At 38.9% G+C, this 15900-nt stretch carries 17 protein-coding genes; 10 read left to right on the forward strand and 7 right to left on the reverse strand.

Annotated features, from left to right (window positions below; all coding sequences use genetic code 11):
- Window positions 1-85 precede the first annotated feature (85 nt).
- From ACB088_RS03285 to ACB088_RS03300, 4 genes are all read left to right on the forward strand, one after another.
- Window positions 86-871 carry an ABC transporter substrate-binding protein gene (locus ACB088_RS03285; RefSeq protein ID WP_133747001.1) on the forward strand — a complete coding sequence of 262 codons (786 nt, stop codon included), beginning with the start codon at window positions 86-88 and terminating at the stop codon, window positions 869-871.
- A 91-nt stretch (window positions 872-962) separates the two neighbouring features.
- The gene (locus ACB088_RS03290) at window positions 963-1652 is read left to right on the forward strand and encodes an ABC transporter permease (RefSeq protein WP_375037994.1); all 690 of its coding nucleotides are present in this window, start codon (window positions 963-965) and stop codon (window positions 1650-1652) included.
- A complete protein-coding gene (locus tag ACB088_RS03295) occupies window positions 1649-2362 on the forward strand; it encodes an ABC transporter permease (protein ID WP_092706244.1) in 714 nt (237 codons plus the stop codon). Before ACB088_RS03290 ends, ACB088_RS03295 begins: the two co-directional genes overlap by 4 nt.
- Before the next feature lie 12 nt (window positions 2363-2374).
- Window positions 2375-3151 carry an ABC transporter ATP-binding protein gene (locus tag ACB088_RS03300; RefSeq protein ID WP_017387976.1) on the forward strand — a complete coding sequence of 259 codons (777 nt, stop codon included), beginning with the start codon at window positions 2375-2377 and terminating at the stop codon, window positions 3149-3151.
- A 72-nt stretch (window positions 3152-3223) separates the two neighbouring features.
- Here the strand turns inward: ACB088_RS03300 and abeS are convergent, their stop codons facing one another.
- The 4 genes from abeS to ACB088_RS03320 form a co-directional block, all read right to left on the reverse strand.
- Window positions 3224-3553: a multidrug efflux SMR transporter AbeS gene (gene abeS / locus ACB088_RS03305; RefSeq protein ID WP_375037995.1), complete on the reverse strand. Its 330-nt coding sequence runs from the start codon at window positions 3551-3553 to the stop codon at window positions 3224-3226.
- Between the two features lie 247 nt (window positions 3554-3800).
- Complete coding sequence (locus ACB088_RS03310) at window positions 3801-4052, reverse strand: YfhL family 4Fe-4S dicluster ferredoxin (RefSeq protein ID WP_375037996.1); 252 nt, start codon at window positions 4050-4052, stop codon at window positions 3801-3803.
- Between the two features lie 2 nt (window positions 4053-4054).
- Entirely contained in the window at window positions 4055-5425 is a 1371-nt protein-coding gene (yegQ, locus tag ACB088_RS03315) for a tRNA 5-hydroxyuridine modification protein YegQ (RefSeq protein WP_375037997.1), read from the reverse strand.
- 56 nt (window positions 5426-5481) lie between these two features.
- Window positions 5482-6948: a PLP-dependent aminotransferase family protein gene (locus tag ACB088_RS03320; protein ID WP_375038766.1), complete on the reverse strand. Its 1467-nt coding sequence runs from the start codon at window positions 6946-6948 to the stop codon at window positions 5482-5484.
- Window positions 6949-7180: 232 nt separating this feature from the next.
- Here ACB088_RS03320 and ACB088_RS03325 point away from each other — a divergent pair, with 232 nt between their 5' ends.
- Window positions 7181-8050 carry a PhzF family phenazine biosynthesis protein gene (locus tag ACB088_RS03325; protein ID WP_133746994.1) on the forward strand — a complete coding sequence of 290 codons (870 nt, stop codon included), beginning with the start codon at window positions 7181-7183 and terminating at the stop codon, window positions 8048-8050.
- 54 nt (window positions 8051-8104) lie between these two features.
- Here the strand turns inward: ACB088_RS03325 and ACB088_RS03330 are convergent, their stop codons facing one another.
- A complete protein-coding gene (locus ACB088_RS03330; RefSeq protein WP_375037998.1) occupies window positions 8105-8884 on the reverse strand; it encodes a ferredoxin--NADP reductase in 780 nt (259 codons plus the stop codon).
- 101 nt (window positions 8885-8985) lie between these two features.
- Between ACB088_RS03330 and tsaA the strand changes: the two genes are divergently transcribed.
- Window positions 8986-9717, forward strand: a complete 732-nt coding sequence (gene tsaA / locus ACB088_RS03335; protein WP_375037999.1) for a tRNA (N6-threonylcarbamoyladenosine(37)-N6)-methyltransferase TrmO — start codon at window positions 8986-8988, stop codon at window positions 9715-9717.
- Between the two features lie 8 nt (window positions 9718-9725).
- Here the strand turns inward: tsaA and ACB088_RS03340 are convergent, their stop codons facing one another.
- Entirely contained in the window at window positions 9726-10997 is a 1272-nt protein-coding gene (locus ACB088_RS03340; RefSeq protein WP_375038000.1) for an MgtC/SapB family protein, read from the reverse strand.
- A gap of 288 nt (window positions 10998-11285) precedes the next feature.
- Here ACB088_RS03340 and ACB088_RS03345 point away from each other — a divergent pair, with 288 nt between their 5' ends.
- From ACB088_RS03345 to ACB088_RS03360, 4 genes are all read left to right on the forward strand, one after another.
- Window positions 11286-13043 (forward strand): GspE/PulE family protein, encoded by a 1758-nt coding sequence (locus ACB088_RS03345; RefSeq protein ID WP_375038001.1) that lies wholly within the window; start codon window positions 11286-11288, stop codon window positions 13041-13043.
- Window positions 13044-13118: 75 nt separating this feature from the next.
- On the forward strand, window positions 13119-13478 hold the full coding sequence (locus tag ACB088_RS03350) for a NirD/YgiW/YdeI family stress tolerance protein (RefSeq protein WP_375038002.1): 360 nt from the start codon (window positions 13119-13121) through the stop codon (window positions 13476-13478).
- A gap of 107 nt (window positions 13479-13585) precedes the next feature.
- Window positions 13586-14248: a response regulator transcription factor gene (locus tag ACB088_RS03355; RefSeq protein WP_004643474.1), complete on the forward strand. Its 663-nt coding sequence runs from the start codon at window positions 13586-13588 to the stop codon at window positions 14246-14248.
- Window positions 14245-15585 (forward strand): sensor histidine kinase, encoded by a 1341-nt coding sequence (locus ACB088_RS03360; protein ID WP_375038003.1) that lies wholly within the window; start codon window positions 14245-14247, stop codon window positions 15583-15585. The genes ACB088_RS03355 and ACB088_RS03360 overlap by 4 nt, the downstream gene beginning before the upstream one ends.
- A gap of 72 nt (window positions 15586-15657) precedes the next feature.
- Here the strand turns inward: ACB088_RS03360 and hemP are convergent, their stop codons facing one another.
- Window positions 15658-15828, reverse strand: coding sequence for a hemin uptake protein HemP (hemP, locus tag ACB088_RS03365; protein WP_004643472.1), 171 nt, complete (start codon window positions 15826-15828; stop codon window positions 15658-15660).
- Window positions 15829-15900: the final 72 nt, after the last annotated feature.

Raw genomic sequence — 15900 nt, forward strand, 5'->3', positions numbered from 1 at the left:
AATTGCAATTATTTCGGCAGAAGAGTAAGTTAGAAATACTCAAATTTTTATCACCTTATTTGGATTTTTAAGGAGAAGCTTCAAGATGGCAAGCTTTATGAAAAAAATGTTCGTTTCAACAACCTTAGTTTTGGCTGCTGTTGCGACGAATGTTCAAGCAAAGGATTGGAAGGTGATTCGTTTTGGTACTGAGTCCTCGTATGCGCCGTTTGAATATAAAACACCGGATGGCAAGTTAACTGGTTTTGACGTTGATTTGGGTAATGCCGTTTGTGCAAAACTCAAAGCGAAATGTGTTTGGGTTGAAAACTCTTTTGATGGGATGATTCCAGCACTTAAAGCGAAAAAATTTGATGGTATTCTTTCATCAATGACGGTCACTGATGAACGCGCAAAACAAATTTTGTTTAGTAACAAAATCTACAACACGCCAACGCGTATGGTTGCAAAAAAAGGCTCGCCGTTATTGCCTACAGCTGCCTCTTTGAAAGGTAAACGTGTAGGTGTACAACAGGGCACAATTCAAGAAACTTATGCTAAAACCTATTGGGCACCAAAAGGTGTAACCGTTGTGCCTTATCCAGTCCAAGATTTGATTTATCAAGACATGATGTCAGGTCGTTTAGACGCAACTTTACAAGATGCGATCATGGTTGATGGTGCTTTCTTAAAACAACCAAAAGGCAAAAACTTTGCATTTGTCGGTGGCAATGTAGTTGATGCAAAAACACTGGGTGTAGGCGCAGCGATTGGTTTACGCAAAGAAGATGCAGATTTAAAAGCGAATATTGATAAAGCACTAGCAGCAATCATTGCGGATGGTACATACAAGAAACTAGAGAAAAAATATTTCTCCTTTAACATTTACTAATGATGTGAAAAATGTCGGCTGAGTGCCGACATTTTTAAATCTATTCTCATCTCATCAATATTAGATATTGTTTTTAAGGAGAAGATGAGTCATGTTTTTATCTGGCTATGGGCCACTCCTTCTCAGCGGGACATGGATGACCCTCCAGCTTGCGCTGTTGTCACTTCTGCTTTCTGTCATTATTGGCTTAATTGGTGCGAGCTCAAAACTCTCCAGTATTAAAGCCTTACGTTATATTGCGACTGCCTATACGACACTCATCCGTAGTGTGCCAGACTTGGTCATTATGCTGCTGTTATTTTATAGCTTGCAGTTGGGTCTAAACCAAATTACTGAATCACTGCAAATGGACCAAATTGATATCAATCCATTTGTGGCTGGTGTGATTACTTTAGCGTTCATTTATGGTGCATATTTTACCGAGACCTTTCGTGGTGCATTTCAATCGGTTCCAACGGGGCAAATTGAAGCAGCAAAGGCCTATGGTATGACCCCTTGGCAGGTTTTTCGCCGTGTATTATTCCCTCAAATGATGCGTTTTGCATTGCCAGGCATTGGTAACAACTGGCAAGTCTTGATTAAGGCAACCGCACTGGTTTCAATTATTGGCCTGACTGACATTGTAAAAATTACACAAGATGCAGGTAGAAGTACCATGCAACTGTTCTTTTTCAGCATCGTGGCTGCTGCGATTTATCTGGCAATTACCACCGTCTCGAACCTGATTTTAATGTGGCTTGAACGTCGTTATTCTGCTGGTGTGAGGAGGGGACAATTATGATTGAAATCCTTCAACAATATTGGCAGGCATACCTTTGGACTGATGGTTTACAAATGACCGGAGTAGCGATGACTGCTTGGTTATTGGTGCTTTCTATTGGTATTGGTTTTGTGCTTGCTGTGCCTTTATCACTTGCACGAGTATCAGAAAATCTTTGGTTGCGTGGCCCAGTTTGGTTGTATACATATGTTTTTCGTGGCACACCACTGTACATACAATTGCTGATTATTTACTCAGGCATTTACAGCTTTGATTACATCCATGAACAGCAGACTCTCGATGCGTTTTTTCGAGAGGGCATAAATTGCACCATTTTGGCATTCGCGCTCAATACTGGTGCATATACGACTGAAATCTTCGCTGGGGCGATCCGTTCTATTCCACATGGCGAGATTGAAGCTGCACAAGCTTTTGGCATGTCAAAATGGAAACTCTATACTCGCATTATCATTCCATCGATGTTGCGCCGTGCTTTACCATTTTATGGCAATGAAGTCATTTTGATGTTGCATGCGACAACCATTGCATTTACAGCAACTGTTCCTGATATTTTAAAAATTGCGCGTGATGTAAATGCGGCAACCTATGACACCTTCAATGCTTTTGGAATTGCCGCAGTGTTGTATGCGATGCTGGCATTTATTTTGATTTGGCTATTTCGTAAGTTGGAAAAACGTTGGTTGGCATTTTTAAAGCCATCGAATCATTAGGAGACATAAATAATGGAACAAGTTGCAAAACTAGTGATTCGTGATTTACATAAGACATTTGGCGATCATGAAGTACTTAAAGGGATATCACTTGATGCAAATGCTGGTGATGTCATTAGTATCATTGGTTCATCTGGTTCAGGTAAAAGTACCTTGCTACGTTGTATTAACTTTTTAGAACAACCAAGCAATGGCACTATTAAACTTAATGGTGAAAAACTACGCACAGTCTTTGATAAAAAAGGCAATTTAAAAGTGGTTGATCCAAAGCAACTACAAAAAATGCGTACCCAGCTCATGATGGTATTTCAGCATTTTAATTTATGGTCACACATGACGGTGCTAGAAAATGTTATTGAAGGACCAATTCACGTACTTGGGGTAAAACGTGCTGAGGCAGAAGAACGTGCGCGGAAATATCTACGCAAAGTTGGTTTGCCTGAAAGCGTTGAAAGTAAATATCCTGCATTTTTATCTGGTGGTCAGCAGCAGCGTGTAGCGATTGCCCGTGCTTTGGCTATGGAACCGGAAGTTATGTTGTTTGATGAACCAACCAGTGCGCTTGACCCAGAGTTGGTGGGTGAAGTACTCAAAGTAATGCAAGGCTTGGCTGAAGAAGGACGTACCATGATTGTGGTGACCCATGAAATGGGCTTTGCACGTCATGTGTCTAATCAAGTAATTTTTTTGCATCAAGGGAAGATTGAAGAACAGGGTCATCCTGATGAAGTACTCAATAACCCGAAAAGTGAACGTTTAAAGCAATTTTTAACAGGCAGTTTAAAATAAGCTGTTTATACCGAGTATGGTGAAGTTTTTATAAAGGACTCTCATCGTACTCGGTTGCTTTTAAATTATATTTTAAAGATGAGTATTTTTAGAAAACACATTAATAATGATAATACCTGCAATCATTAAAGTAAGACCAATGCAGGCTGCCAAGTCTAAATGCTGTTTGTAAAATATCCAGCCAATTGCAGAAATTAAAATAATGCCCGCGCCAGACCAAATGGCATATGCAATTCCGATCGGAATTGTTTTTAGCGTCAGAGACAATAAATAAAAAGCAATTGTATAACCCACAACAGTAATAATCGAAGGAATTGGAACAGTAAAACCTTGAGATGCTTTTAAAGCTGAAGTTGCAATGACTTCACAAGCAATCGCAATTGCTAAATAAAGATAAGACATGGGGAGCTGCGCCAGAATGAGTTTTAATCAATCTATATGAAATGTTGAAATGGTTAGATCAGTTTTAACGATTGTTTAATTTTTTTGGTACACAAATACAAGTAAATTAAACTGAACTGATCATTTGATTTTATCACTTGCAAAGTGGTCTCAGCTATTTATTCGTTTATTTAATCATTGATCCATGCAGTCATTTAGAGGATCAGCGACTTTAGCTTGATCCTCTATAAACTTTTTAAAAGATAGATTAGCCGAGCAAATTTGATCCCTTAAATTTCTCTAATAGTTTATCTTGGGTTTCAATATGTGCTGGATCTTTTTTTATACAATCGATTGGACAAACCGCCTTACATGTTGGCGCATCGTAAAAGCCTACACACTCGGTACAACGAAGTGGATCAATTTCATAAACTTTGCTGCCCTCAAAAATGGCGATGTTGGGGCATTCCGGTAAGCACATATCACAATTGATACATTCACTTGTAATTAAAAGTCCCATTTTTAACTCGCTGAATAAGCTAATGTCGATGCAGTAATACTTTCCTTCACATGCGGCAAATTACGTATGAGTAGGGCATAACTGATATCAACATCTTGTGATAGTGGAATGTCAACGAAATGTCCTGAACCTTTGGCATCTATAATTGCATTTCCTTTTAAGTCGCGCATTTCGGTTAAGGTAAAAGTGATATTGCCTTGAGGCGTCATGAGCTCAAGTGAGTCGCCAACCACAAAACGGTTTTTAACCTCAATACGAATATAGTCGCCATAACGCCCTAAAACTTCTCCACAAAATTGTTGATAGTCAAAATGTGATGAGCCATCGGCATAGTTTTGATATTCACTGTGCACATGACGTCTTAAAAAGCCTTCGGTATAACCACGGTTTGCCAAACCTTCAAGCTGAGACATTAAGCTTGGGTCAAATGGTTTTCCTGCTAATGCATCATCAATCGCTTTTCGATAAATTTGAGCAGTACGGGCACAGTAAAAATAGGATTTAGTACGGCCTTCAATTTTAAGCGAGGCGATTCCCATTTTTGTTAAACGATCTACATGTTGTACAGCACGTAAATCTTTCGAGTTCATAAAATAGGTGCCGTGTTCATCTTCTTCGGCAGCAAACATTTCTTCATCATTACGTTGTACCAACAGCGTTTCAGCTGAAGTTGTTTCTGATTGTGCTGATGAGCAGCAAGACTTTTCTGACTCATTGAGCTGAGTGACTGGAATTACATCACCGTTTAAATCTTCTTGTGCTTCATGCAGCTTATAGTCCCAACGGCAAGCATTGGTACATGCACCTTGGTTAGCATCACGTTTATTCATATATCCAGAAAGTAAGCAGCGGCCTGAGTAGGCCATGCATAGTGCGCCATGTACAAAAACTTCGAGTTCAATATCGGGCACATGTTGCTGGATTTCTTCTATTTCTTCTAAAGACAACTCACGCGATAAAATGACACGGCTTAGACCGTAATCTTTCCAAAATTTAACAGTTGCCCAATTAATTGCATTGGCTTGAACCGATAGATGAATTTGTACATCAGGAAATTGCTCACGCACCATCATAATTAAGCCCGGGTCAGACATAATGAGTGCGTCTGGCTGCATAGCGATCACAGGTTCAAGATCACGAATAAAGTTTTTTAATTTGCTGTTATGTGGCTGAATATTCACAACAACATAAAACTTTTTACCTAAAGCATGAGCTTCATCAATTCCGATTTTTAAGTTGTCATGATCAAAAGCATTATTACGCACACGTAAACTGTAACGTGGTTGGCCTGCATATACGGCATCTGCACCATAGGCAAATGCATAGCGCATATTTTTAAGTGAACCTGCGGGAGAGAGGAGTTCAGTATTCATAAAGTGAAAGGCATAAAAAATTTATGGTTTTATTTTATTAACTCTGCATTTTTGATTCAACCTACTGAATTAGTAGGAATTTGGCCTATATCTTTTTGTACGGGTAGCATATTTTTTGCCAACTCTCCTAAACGCATCAAAGCATTTAACATTTTGGGATTTAACTCAAAACAAGCTGCAATACGTAAACAATGACTAAAACGTTTATCAGCCGAACATAAAATTCCCGGCATACATAAGATTTTTTCATCCATAGCTTGATGAAACAGTTCTAATGTATCGATAGATTCGGGTAACTCTAACCATAAAATAAATCCTGCTTGTGGGCGACTGACTCGAGTACCGAGTGGAAAATAACGACAAATATAAGACTTAATGGTGTCAATTTGTTGTTGATAGCGTTTTTTGAGCTGCCGTAAATGCAGGTCATAACCACCATTTTCCAAGAAAAGTCCTAAGGTTTCAGTGAGCAAAGCAGGCTCGGCCACTGTTGTTGTAAATTTCAGTTGCTGCACAATATTACGAAAGCGCCCAGCTTCTAACCAACCAATTCGATAGTCGGGTGCTACAGTCTTGGTGTAGCTACTACATACCAACACCCATCCATTTTGATCAAATGCCTTAATGTTGGGTAAAAGAGGTTCGGCAAGTTGCAATTCGGCATACATTGTATCTTCAATAACAGGAACTTGAAACTGATTAGCTAGCTCTGCCAAGCGACGGCGGCTGCTTTCAGGCATACTAAAACCGAGGGGATTGTGTCCTGTTGGAATCGTTAATATGGCTTGTACACTTTGAGATTTTAAGAGTTCTTCAAGCGTATCTAGACACATGCCTGTATGTGGCGAAGTGGGAACTTCTACAATTTTTCGGCCTAAATTATGAAGGAGTGGGTACAAATTATGAAAAGTAGGGATCTCAAGTGCAATGCTATCACCCGCTTGAGTTGTTGCCATAATCGCTAGGCTCAAGGCCTCCATGGTGCCATGAGTCAGCACAATATCATCTGCTGAAAGAAACATGCCCAGTTGCAAGCTTCGTCTAGCAATTTGTGTGCGTAGTCGTGTTGACCCAGGTGGTAAGGTATAGCTTTTAAAAATATCTGGTTGTGTACGTAAAACTTGAGCAGTTAAGCGTTTTAAACGTTCAATTGGATAGAAGTTTTCTCCTGAGGGGCAAGCTAGGGCCAAATTAATATAGGCTGGGTCCATTTGCTTTTTAACGATTTGTGCGAGAAAGCAGCTAATACCTGAAAGAGGCACTTTTTCTTCACTGACATAACGTTCTTCGAGTTCTAGCAAGTTTGAAGGTGCATGACAAACATAGTAACCAGATTGAGGACGAACAGAAATCAAACCTTGATCTTCAAGTTGACGATACGCTTCTTTTACGGTGTTAATGCTGACCTGATAATGGTTTGCACAGTCTCGTATTGAAGGTAGACGCGAACCAATAGGCTGCCTTCCATTATGGATTTGAAGGGTTAAGTCATCACTCACTTTTTTATATTTGTACATATCAATTCATTAAAAAGCCAAAGCAATGGGTACACTTTATAGTGATCTGTTATTTATCTCAAATATTGTGATTACTTTAGGTTGGTCCATTTGATCGAGTTCTGGACTTAAAAACTGTGTCTATTATTTTTAATAAAAACTGATACTGTAACCATTAAAGATATCTCAGTAAGATCAAAAGCATGGTGAGGATTTAAAACCATAATTTTTTAATATCAAAATGAGTAGGAGTGGGTCTATGTCCGTTGTAGCATTTAAACAAGTTGATGTTTTTACTTCACAAGCATTTAAGGGAAATCCTGTCGCGGTGATTATGGATGCCAGTACCTTAACATCTGAGCAAATGCAGGCGATTGCCAATTGGACCAATCTCTCTGAAACTACATTTGTACTGCCTGCCACAGATTCGCAAGCTGATTATCAGGTTCGAATTTTTACTCCGCAAAATGAATTACCATTTGCAGGCCATCCTACAATCGGCACAGCCCATGCTTTACTTGAAGCTGGTCTAATTACTGCTAAAGAAGGAAAATTGGTACAGCAATGTAGTGCAGGTTTAGTTGCTCTTACGGTAAGTGAATTGAATCATATTTCCTTTGAACTACCACAACCTAAAATTACGCCATTAGATACGACACAGACTCAAAAATTGGCAGAGATTTTAAAATGTCAGATTGACACTCAATGGAATGCTGCATTGGTTGATGTTGGGGCGCGTTGGGTTGTATTACAAGCTGTCAATGCCGAAGCTGTTTTAGCGACTCAACCAGACTTCGCTGCTTTAAAACAACATGATTTAGAAATGAAAGTTGGTGGAGCGACGGTTTATGGTTTTTATGAAAATAATGATGAGCAAAAACATATAGAAGTTCGCTCATTTGCCCCTTCAATTGGAATCAATGAAGATCCAGTTTGTGGTAGTGGTAATGGTAGCGTAGCGTCTTTTATTCGTTACCATGGTATTTTGCCCGCACAAAATGATCAGGTACTTTCTTCACAAGGTCGCGTTTTAGGACGTGACGGACAGCTTCAACTAAATTTATATCAAGATAAAATTTTAGTGGGTGGAAGCGCTGTTACCTGTATCGATGGTACGATTAACCTATAAAACAGATATAAAAAAACCGAGGTAAAGTCCTCGGTTTTTTTAATTAGAAAAATCTTATTTTTCTACGAAAGCACGTTCAATCACGTAGTCGCCCATTACACCCATACGAGGTGATTCAACTAAACCATGTTCGTCAAGTAACGCAGCAACGTCTTTCAAGAAAGCAGGGCTACCGCAAAGCATTGCGCGGTCAGTTTCACGGTTAAATCGTGGTAAACCAAATTTTTCGAATAAAGCACCAGTTTCAATTGCAGTGGTAACACGGCCTTGAGTGTGGAAAGGTTCACGAGTTACAGTAGGGTAATAAACAAGTTTGTCTTTAATGCCTAATTCTTCAAAGAATTCATGGTTTGGAAGTTCATTCAAGATAAGGTCTTGATAAGCTAATTCAGAAATATAACGTGTACCATGAACAACAATGACTTTTTCAAAGCGTTCGTAAGTTTCTGGGTCACGAATAATTGATAAGAATGGTGCAAGGCCAGTACCAGAAGATAAAAGGTACAAGTTTTTACCCGGTAAAAGGTCATCATGAACCAATGTACCTGTCGGTTTTTTAGAAATTAAAATTTCATCGCCAACTTGTACTTTTTGCAAAATCGAAGTTAAAGGACCATCTTGTACTTTAATTGAGAAGAATTCTAACTCTTCTTCGTAATTTGCACTTGCAATCGAATACGCGCGCATTAACGGTTTGCCATTCACTTCAAGTCCGATCATTACGAACTGACCATTTTTAAAACGTAAGCTAGTGTCGCGTGTAGTTTTAAAACTGAAAAGGGTGTCATTCCAGTGGTGAACATGAGTAATGCGTTCGACGTTAAAAGCAGCCATTAAAGGTCTCGATCACGATTAAAAGAAAACAGATTGCTATTCTAATCTAAATTCATTCCCGATAAACTGAATATATTTAATTGTGTTTATAAGAAAAAGTGATGATCAATTCTGTCACCCTCCCCATAATCGGCCACATGTGCTCTCCATATCGAGAAAAATTTGGTATTCCACGCCAGCCTAATTTGGTCAATATCGAGTCATATATCGACATGGTAGAACCTTATAACGACTTGTTGGCTTTTGAGGGAATTGAACAATTTAGTCATCTGTGGCTAGTTTGGCAGTTTCATGACAATAAAAATCAGGGGAGTGCAGATAAATTCCGTCCGCAAGTTCGTCCCCCACGTTTAGGGGGGAATGAAAAAATTGGCGTATTTGCTACACGTAGCATGTATCGACCAGCACCAGTGGGCTTGTCTGTAGTACGTTTAAAGAAGGTTGAAAAAATTGGAAAGTCAGTCCGAGTGTACGTCACTGGCAGCGATTTATTAGATGGAACTCCAATTCTAGATATCAAACCCTATATTCAATATTCTGATGCGATTGCTGATGCACAAAGTGGTTATGCACATGCAGAACCAGAGCGTAAATCAGTCATTTGGTCTGAACCTGCTCTAAATGCTCAAAAATATTTTTTACAAAACAAAGAAATGAATGATCAATATCTTGATGAGCTTGAGCAAGTGTTAGCTTTAGATCCTCGGCCTGCCTATCAAGAAGATCCTGAAAGAATCTATAAAATGAAATTTTCAAATTTCGATATTCATTTTAAAGTCGGTCAGATTGAAGTTACCGTAGTGGATATGGTCAAAGCTTCTACTGTGCAATAAATTCTACTTTAGAACCAATGGATGTTGAGCCAAAGTAAAGTAATGAATATAGCCATATGAATCAGCTGGGCGGGAACGAAAGCAAGTGCATAGGGCAGCCCGCCCGAAATTGCAGAGTTTATACTTTTGGCAATGGCATGCACTGCAAAGCCTCCCATAAAAGCAATTAATAAAGGGGACATATGAGCACTATCAGGTTCACCTTGTACAATTACCGCGATAATAGCCGCATGTATTTCAAATAAAGATGCGAGTAGGGTTCCCGCAATTAATCCGGCATCCCCTAAATATAAATTTAAGCCGTAGACCCCCGCCTGAATAATAGCGAGTGTTGATGCAATAATAATGGCTTCTTTAAGACTAAACATTCTTGAATCTAATTCAGGAGTAGAGGTGCTGGGTTCGGCTTTGCGTAATAAAATGAAGGCCCAGACAGCTAAAACAACTAATGCAATAAGTGTAGGAAATATAATTAGCTTAAACCAAGCAAAGCTAATACCGATCACAATAATTAAAGTTTGAATAAGCGTTGAAACGCAAGACATCAGGGCTGCACCCGCGTTTGTTGTTGCATTTGCTCGACCAGAGCGTACTTCTAAACCTAAAGTGGCAATTGCCACTGTACTGGAAACAAAGCCTGAAGCCAAAGACGAAAGTAATAGCGCATTTTTAGAAGATAATAATCGTTTAGCAATATGAGCTAGTGCCTGTACAAATAATATTAAAGTGAGCAATTTTAAAATAACATGAGGATTTAAAACTGGTCCCCAAAACGGCTTATTCGGGACCAAAGGTAAAGCAATTAAAAGTAAGGCGAGTAGAAAAATTCCATCGCGCAATTCTGCCTCGGTAATCCATTGGCTAGCAATACCATGCATAGACTGTTTAGCTATTAAGATAGCCGTCATGATGACTGCTAAACTTGCTGCCAATGAAATATTCCAAATACAGAGTGCTCCGATGAAATAAGTCATGATAAATGCAAGTTCGGTAGTAACGCCTGGATCATTTGGCTGATTTTTTAGGGAAACGATGCTGATTGCACCGATGATTAAAGCTCCAACGATCCCAATTGAAATACCGAATAAAAAACAGATCGCGCCTAATAAAGCACTAATCGCAAAAGATCTGAAACCAGCGAAAGTTTTATATTCGTGTTTGAGTTTACTGTGTTCTCGTTCTAAACCAATTAATAAGCCACAGCCAAGCGCAGCAGCAATTATAGTAATGAATTCCTCAAAGGATGCAGTTTGTAATGACATTGTCATTGGAAGTTCCATATTACTTCCTCTTATGCTTATAGTTATATGTGGATTTTAATCATTTTAAAATCATGTGTTCGTTTCCAGTTTATGCTTTTTATTATAGTCAGCATAGTATCTTTTTTAGGCATAGCAACATACAAAATATTTTTATAAACATGACCTATGACGCAAAAAAATATCAAGTTGAGAATTGGTTTAATTATTTGAAGTTGAAGGAGATTTAAATAATGGATTTAACAATTTTGGGGTGAGCTAAATCTGAAACATCTCTGCTATATTATAAAAATATATTGGGGACAGCGCATGAATGCACATGTAGAAATAGATACTTATTGGTGTCTAGAACAACTATTACAAGAAGGCCGTATTACAGAACGAGATAAATTACTGGTACAGTCAAGCCACCGCCAAAAAGACCAGCTAAAGTGGCATCCATTACAATGGATAGCGCATTTTAATTTAAAAGATCAGCAACACATACAGGCCCATTTAAGTTTAAACCGCTTGTGTTTATGGTTTGCAGATCGAGTTCAACTTCCTTTATTTGTGATTGATCCTTTAAAGGCGGATGTGAGTGCTTTAACTCAGGTAATGTCGCAAGAATTTGCTATTCGTAATCATATTTTAGCTGTTGAAATTCATGCCGACCGAATTGTGATTGGAACAGACCAGCCATTTCAAACAGATTGGCTCAATAATCTTGAACGAAGTCTAGCTCCTAAAAAAATTGAGCGGGTATTATTAAATCCTGAACAATTACAGCGTTATTTACGCGAATATTATCAGGTCAGTCGAGCGGTAAACTCAGCTCAAAAAGATGCAGCTCATGACCGTGATAATAAAAATGTTGAAGCTCTTTTACAACTTGGGGATAGTCAAAACCCTGATGCCAATGATCAGCATATTGTGAAATTAGTCGACTGGATTTTACAGTTTGCGTTTGAGCAGAGTGCGAGTGACATTCATATGGAACCGCGCAAAGACAATGGCAAAGTCAGGTTCCGTATCGATGGTGTTTTGCACACCATTTACAACATGCCTTCAAATACGCTAACCGCAGTGATTGCACGTATTAAGATTTTAGGACGTTTAAATGTCGCCGAAAAGCGCAAACCGCAAGATGGTCGATTAAAAACTCGGACACCAAAGGGCCAAGAAACAGAGCTACGTTTATCAACCTTGCCCACTGCATTTGGTGAAAAACTGGTTATGCGTATTTTCGATCCCGATGTCTTGGTACGTTCTTTTCATCAACTGGGTTTTGAAGAGAGCTTATTACAACAGTGGCAGCAATTAACAAAAAATAGCCATGGCATTATTTTAGTCACTGGCCCTACAGGTTCAGGTAAAACGACAACGCTATATTCTTCGTTAAAGCAGCTCGCAACTGATCAGGTCAATGTCTGTACTATTGAAGATCCAATTGAAATGTTAGAGCCTAGTTTTAACCAGATGCAGGTCAACAATGCAATTGAATTAGGCTTTGCAGATGGTGTTCGTGCGCTCATGCGTCAAGACCCCGATATTATTATGATTGGGGAAATTCGTGATCAAGATACAGCGAATATGGCAATTCAGGCGGCATTAACAGGTCATTTAGTATTATCAACTTTACATACCAATGATGCGCCGTCTAGTTTGACTCGCTTGCATGATTTAGGCGTGCAACCATTCTTGACAGCAGCAACTATTTTAGGTGTATTGGCACAGCGTTTAGTACGACAGCTTTGTCCGCACTGCAAACAGCAAACTCATATTAATGAGGACGAGTGGCAACACCTAACCTTTGACTACATTATGGAAATGCCAGAAAAAGTTTATCATGCAGTAGGGTGTGAACAATGTCGTCATACAGGCTATAAAGGGCGAGTTGGTATTTATGAATTTATGCCGGTCAGTCTTGAGCTTAAGCATCTTATTAGTAGCCATATGACCTTAAATGATTTGAGAACACAAACTAAAAAAGAAGGTATAGAACCCTTGAGAATTGCGGGTGCACGTAAAGTCATTGATGGTCTTACGACATTAGAAGAGGTATTACGGGTTGTGCCATTAAATTAACTTTTTCTTAAGATTCACCTCATTTATGCATGATGTACTTATGTTATTCCAAGATGTGATTAAAAAGGTAATCTTATGAAAATGCTTAAAGCAATGATAATGACTGCAGGTCTAACAGCTGCTAGTGTCGCTATGGCGAATACACCTGTGAATCAGGCAGCAATTGCTCCAGTAGCTGTAACAACTGTTAAGCATGCATTAACGGCTAAAGATAATACACCGGTCAAAGTACATGGTCAGGTTGTAAAATCTTTAGGCGATGAAAAATACCAATTTCGTGACAAGACAGGTAGCATTACGGTTGATGTAGATGATGAACTTTGGCAAGGTCGTCCTATTTCACCAAATACAAATGTAACTTTAATTGGTGAAGTAGACATCGACTATAAGCCTTTAAAACGTGTAGAAATTGAGGTGGATCAAGTTCAGTTCTAATGAGTTGATCTCTAGATCTACTGCTTTCAGCCGCATTTAAATGATGCGGCTTTGCTTTTTTTATAAAGGCTTGGCAAGATTAAATCAGGATATAACAGGAAAAATAGATGAGAATTTTGCTTGCAGAAGATGATCGCTCTCAAGCTGAAAGTATTCAATCGTGGTTAGAGTTAGACGGTTATCAGGTCGATTGGGTTGAAAGAGGTGATTATGCGCTTACAGCAATTGAACAGCATGATTATGACTGTATTTTGCTTGATCGGGGGTTGCCTCAACTGGCTGGTGAAAAAGTTTTAACAACGATCCGCCATAAACAAAAAAATGTTCCTGTTATTTTCATTACAGCACGTGACAGTATTCATGACCGAGTGGAAGGACTAGATTTAGGTGCAAATGATTATTTGGTTAAGCCTTTTAGCTTAGAAGAGCTATCTGCTCGAATCCGCGCGCAATTACGCAAGCAAACGTTGAGTCAGCAATCGGTTTTAACATGGGGCGATCTGCAACTTGATACACAAGCGAAAGTTGTATCATGTGCTGGAAAGTCTATTGATTTAACAGCTAAAGAGTTCCAAATATTACGTAAGCTTATGGTTCATCCTGAGCATATTATTACGCGTGATCAATTAGAAGAAGCGCTCTATGCATGGGGTGAAGAAATTGAAAGTAACGCGATAGAAGTATTTATTTATCAGCTCCGAAAAAAAATCGGAAGTAGCAGCATTAAAACCATACGGGGGCTAGGCTACCGTATGGGAGATTTAAAATGAAATCTAATCGCTCATCCTTGCAGTCGCAACTGGTTAAAACCACGATGTGGAGTAGTGTCGTGGTGGGCTTGCTGGCTTTAAGCTTACTCACCATATTTTCTGTTTACCACAATATGTCAGTGCAAGACGAAATCATGGATGAAATTTCAGATACTTTGCTGGTTTCTGATCTTTCTCAACACTCTATGAAACAGTTTGATGAACTCAGTGACGAATTTGATATTCAGTATGAGTTATTAGACACAGGCCAAGTACTTACTCATTCTCATAGCTATCAGCATGAGCTTTTTGAACAAGGCAACTTATCAGAAGGTTTTTCATATTTTTGGTTTGATGGTCAATTATGGCGTAGCTTAGTTGCACAGCAAGAAGACTCAAAGTTACAAGTTGAAGTTTTTCAGCCAATGAGTACACGTATTGAAGAAGTACTTAAAGCCCTTGCTGGGTATAGCGGCCTTATGGTGTTGTTCTGGCTGCTACAATGGGTCATTGTAAGTTGGCGTACCGAGCATCAATTGGCTGCGCTAAATTTACTCTCTAGACGAATTGCCCAAAAAACAGCATCAAATTTAGAACCTATTCAAGACCCAGATGTCATTACAGAAATTCAACCTGTGATTGATGCGCTAAACCAATTACTTGCAAGGTTGCAAAGGGCTCTCGTTGCTGAACAGCGTTTTACCGCAGATGCTTCTCATGAGTTACGATCTCCATTATCTGCCATACAAATGCGTCTTCAGGTTTTACAGCGTAAATATCAACATGTTCCAGAGCTTCATCAGGATTTTGAACGTATACAAGAAGATGTTTCTCGAAGTACAAAAATACTTGAAAATTTACTGCTTCTTGCTCGCCTGGAACCCAATGAAGCAGAGCAGCCAGAACTTCCCAAGACAATTATCGATTTAAATTATTTATTGGCCAGAGTCATTGAAACTGTAACTTTAGATGCGCAAGCTAAACAGATGTTGATAGAGACAAATACCTTATCGACAGAAACTAAAACCTTTGCGAATGAAGAATTACTCTTTATTGCTTTTAGAAATTTATTTGATAATGCCATTCGTTATAGCCCTACTTTAGGCTCTATTCATGTTGAGATTAGTCAAGATGAACAGCAAATTAAGGTCGCTATAGAAGATACAGGCAATGGTGTAGATGATGAGGTATTGCAACGTTTAGGGCAGCGTTTTTTTCGAGTATTAGGTACTCAGCAGCAAGGTTCAGGGTTAGGAATTTCGATTACACGAAAAATTATTGAATTGCATAATGGCAAATTACATTTTATGCATGCTGAACAAGGTGGTTTGAGGGTGGAGGTTAATCTACCTTTATAAAAAATAGCATGGTTACCCATGCTATCCATTTTTTGTTTTCCCACGAATATTATTGAAACGCGAGTGTATTTTTTATTTAGTTAAAATTAGACGATTATTGCGAGTGAGGCGTAAACGATATTCCTCGCCAGCATGCATAATGCGGATTTCACGGCCTAATGCAAAGAGGTTGTTAGAATGTAACATTGGTAAGGCATGAGCTGTTTCATTGTTACGAGTAAATAAGCTAAAAGGTGCGTTCATTTGTTGTGCTCCGTGGTATGTTCTTGAACGATTTAAATGATAATCATTATCGAATAGATCTGTCAATGAGAT

Source organism: Acinetobacter sp. RW6 (assembly GCF_041956835.1).
Lineage (GTDB): Bacteria > Pseudomonadota > Gammaproteobacteria > Pseudomonadales > Moraxellaceae > Acinetobacter > Acinetobacter calcoaceticus.

What these genes read in the sequence shown, in the direction of transcription:
- ACB088_RS03290 (WP_375037994.1), top strand. Translation starts at nt 963, where the DNA reads ATGTTTTTATCTGGCTATGGGCCACTCCTTCTCAGCGGGACATGGATG.
- hemP (WP_004643472.1), bottom strand. Translation starts at nt 15,828, where the DNA reads ATGAACGCACCTTTTAGCTTATTTACTCGTAACAATGAAACAGCTCAT.
- ACB088_RS03285 (WP_133747001.1), top strand. Translation starts at nt 86, where the DNA reads ATGGCAAGCTTTATGAAAAAAATGTTCGTTTCAACAACCTTAGTTTTG.
- ACB088_RS03340 (WP_375038000.1), bottom strand. Translation starts at nt 10,997, where the DNA reads ATGGAACTTCCAATGACAATGTCATTACAAACTGCATCCTTTGAGGAA.
- yegQ (WP_375037997.1), bottom strand. Translation starts at nt 5,425, where the DNA reads ATGAATACTGAACTCCTCTCTCCCGCAGGTTCACTTAAAAATATGCGC.
- ACB088_RS03350 (WP_375038002.1), top strand. Translation starts at nt 13,119, where the DNA reads ATGAAAATGCTTAAAGCAATGATAATGACTGCAGGTCTAACAGCTGCT.
- ACB088_RS03295 (WP_092706244.1), top strand. Translation starts at nt 1,649, where the DNA reads ATGATTGAAATCCTTCAACAATATTGGCAGGCATACCTTTGGACTGAT.
- tsaA (WP_375037999.1), top strand. Translation starts at nt 8,986, where the DNA reads ATGATCAATTCTGTCACCCTCCCCATAATCGGCCACATGTGCTCTCCA.
- ACB088_RS03360 (WP_375038003.1), top strand. Translation starts at nt 14,245, where the DNA reads ATGAAATCTAATCGCTCATCCTTGCAGTCGCAACTGGTTAAAACCACG.
- ACB088_RS03310 (WP_375037996.1), bottom strand. Translation starts at nt 4,052, where the DNA reads ATGGGACTTTTAATTACAAGTGAATGTATCAATTGTGATATGTGCTTA.
- ACB088_RS03355 (WP_004643474.1), top strand. Translation starts at nt 13,586, where the DNA reads ATGAGAATTTTGCTTGCAGAAGATGATCGCTCTCAAGCTGAAAGTATT.
- ACB088_RS03345 (WP_375038001.1), top strand. Translation starts at nt 11,286, where the DNA reads ATGAATGCACATGTAGAAATAGATACTTATTGGTGTCTAGAACAACTA.
- ACB088_RS03300 (WP_017387976.1), top strand. Translation starts at nt 2,375, where the DNA reads ATGGAACAAGTTGCAAAACTAGTGATTCGTGATTTACATAAGACATTT.
- ACB088_RS03330 (WP_375037998.1), bottom strand. Translation starts at nt 8,884, where the DNA reads ATGGCTGCTTTTAACGTCGAACGCATTACTCATGTTCACCACTGGAAT.
- abeS (WP_375037995.1), bottom strand. Translation starts at nt 3,553, where the DNA reads ATGTCTTATCTTTATTTAGCAATTGCGATTGCTTGTGAAGTCATTGCA.
- ACB088_RS03325 (WP_133746994.1), top strand. Translation starts at nt 7,181, where the DNA reads ATGTCCGTTGTAGCATTTAAACAAGTTGATGTTTTTACTTCACAAGCA.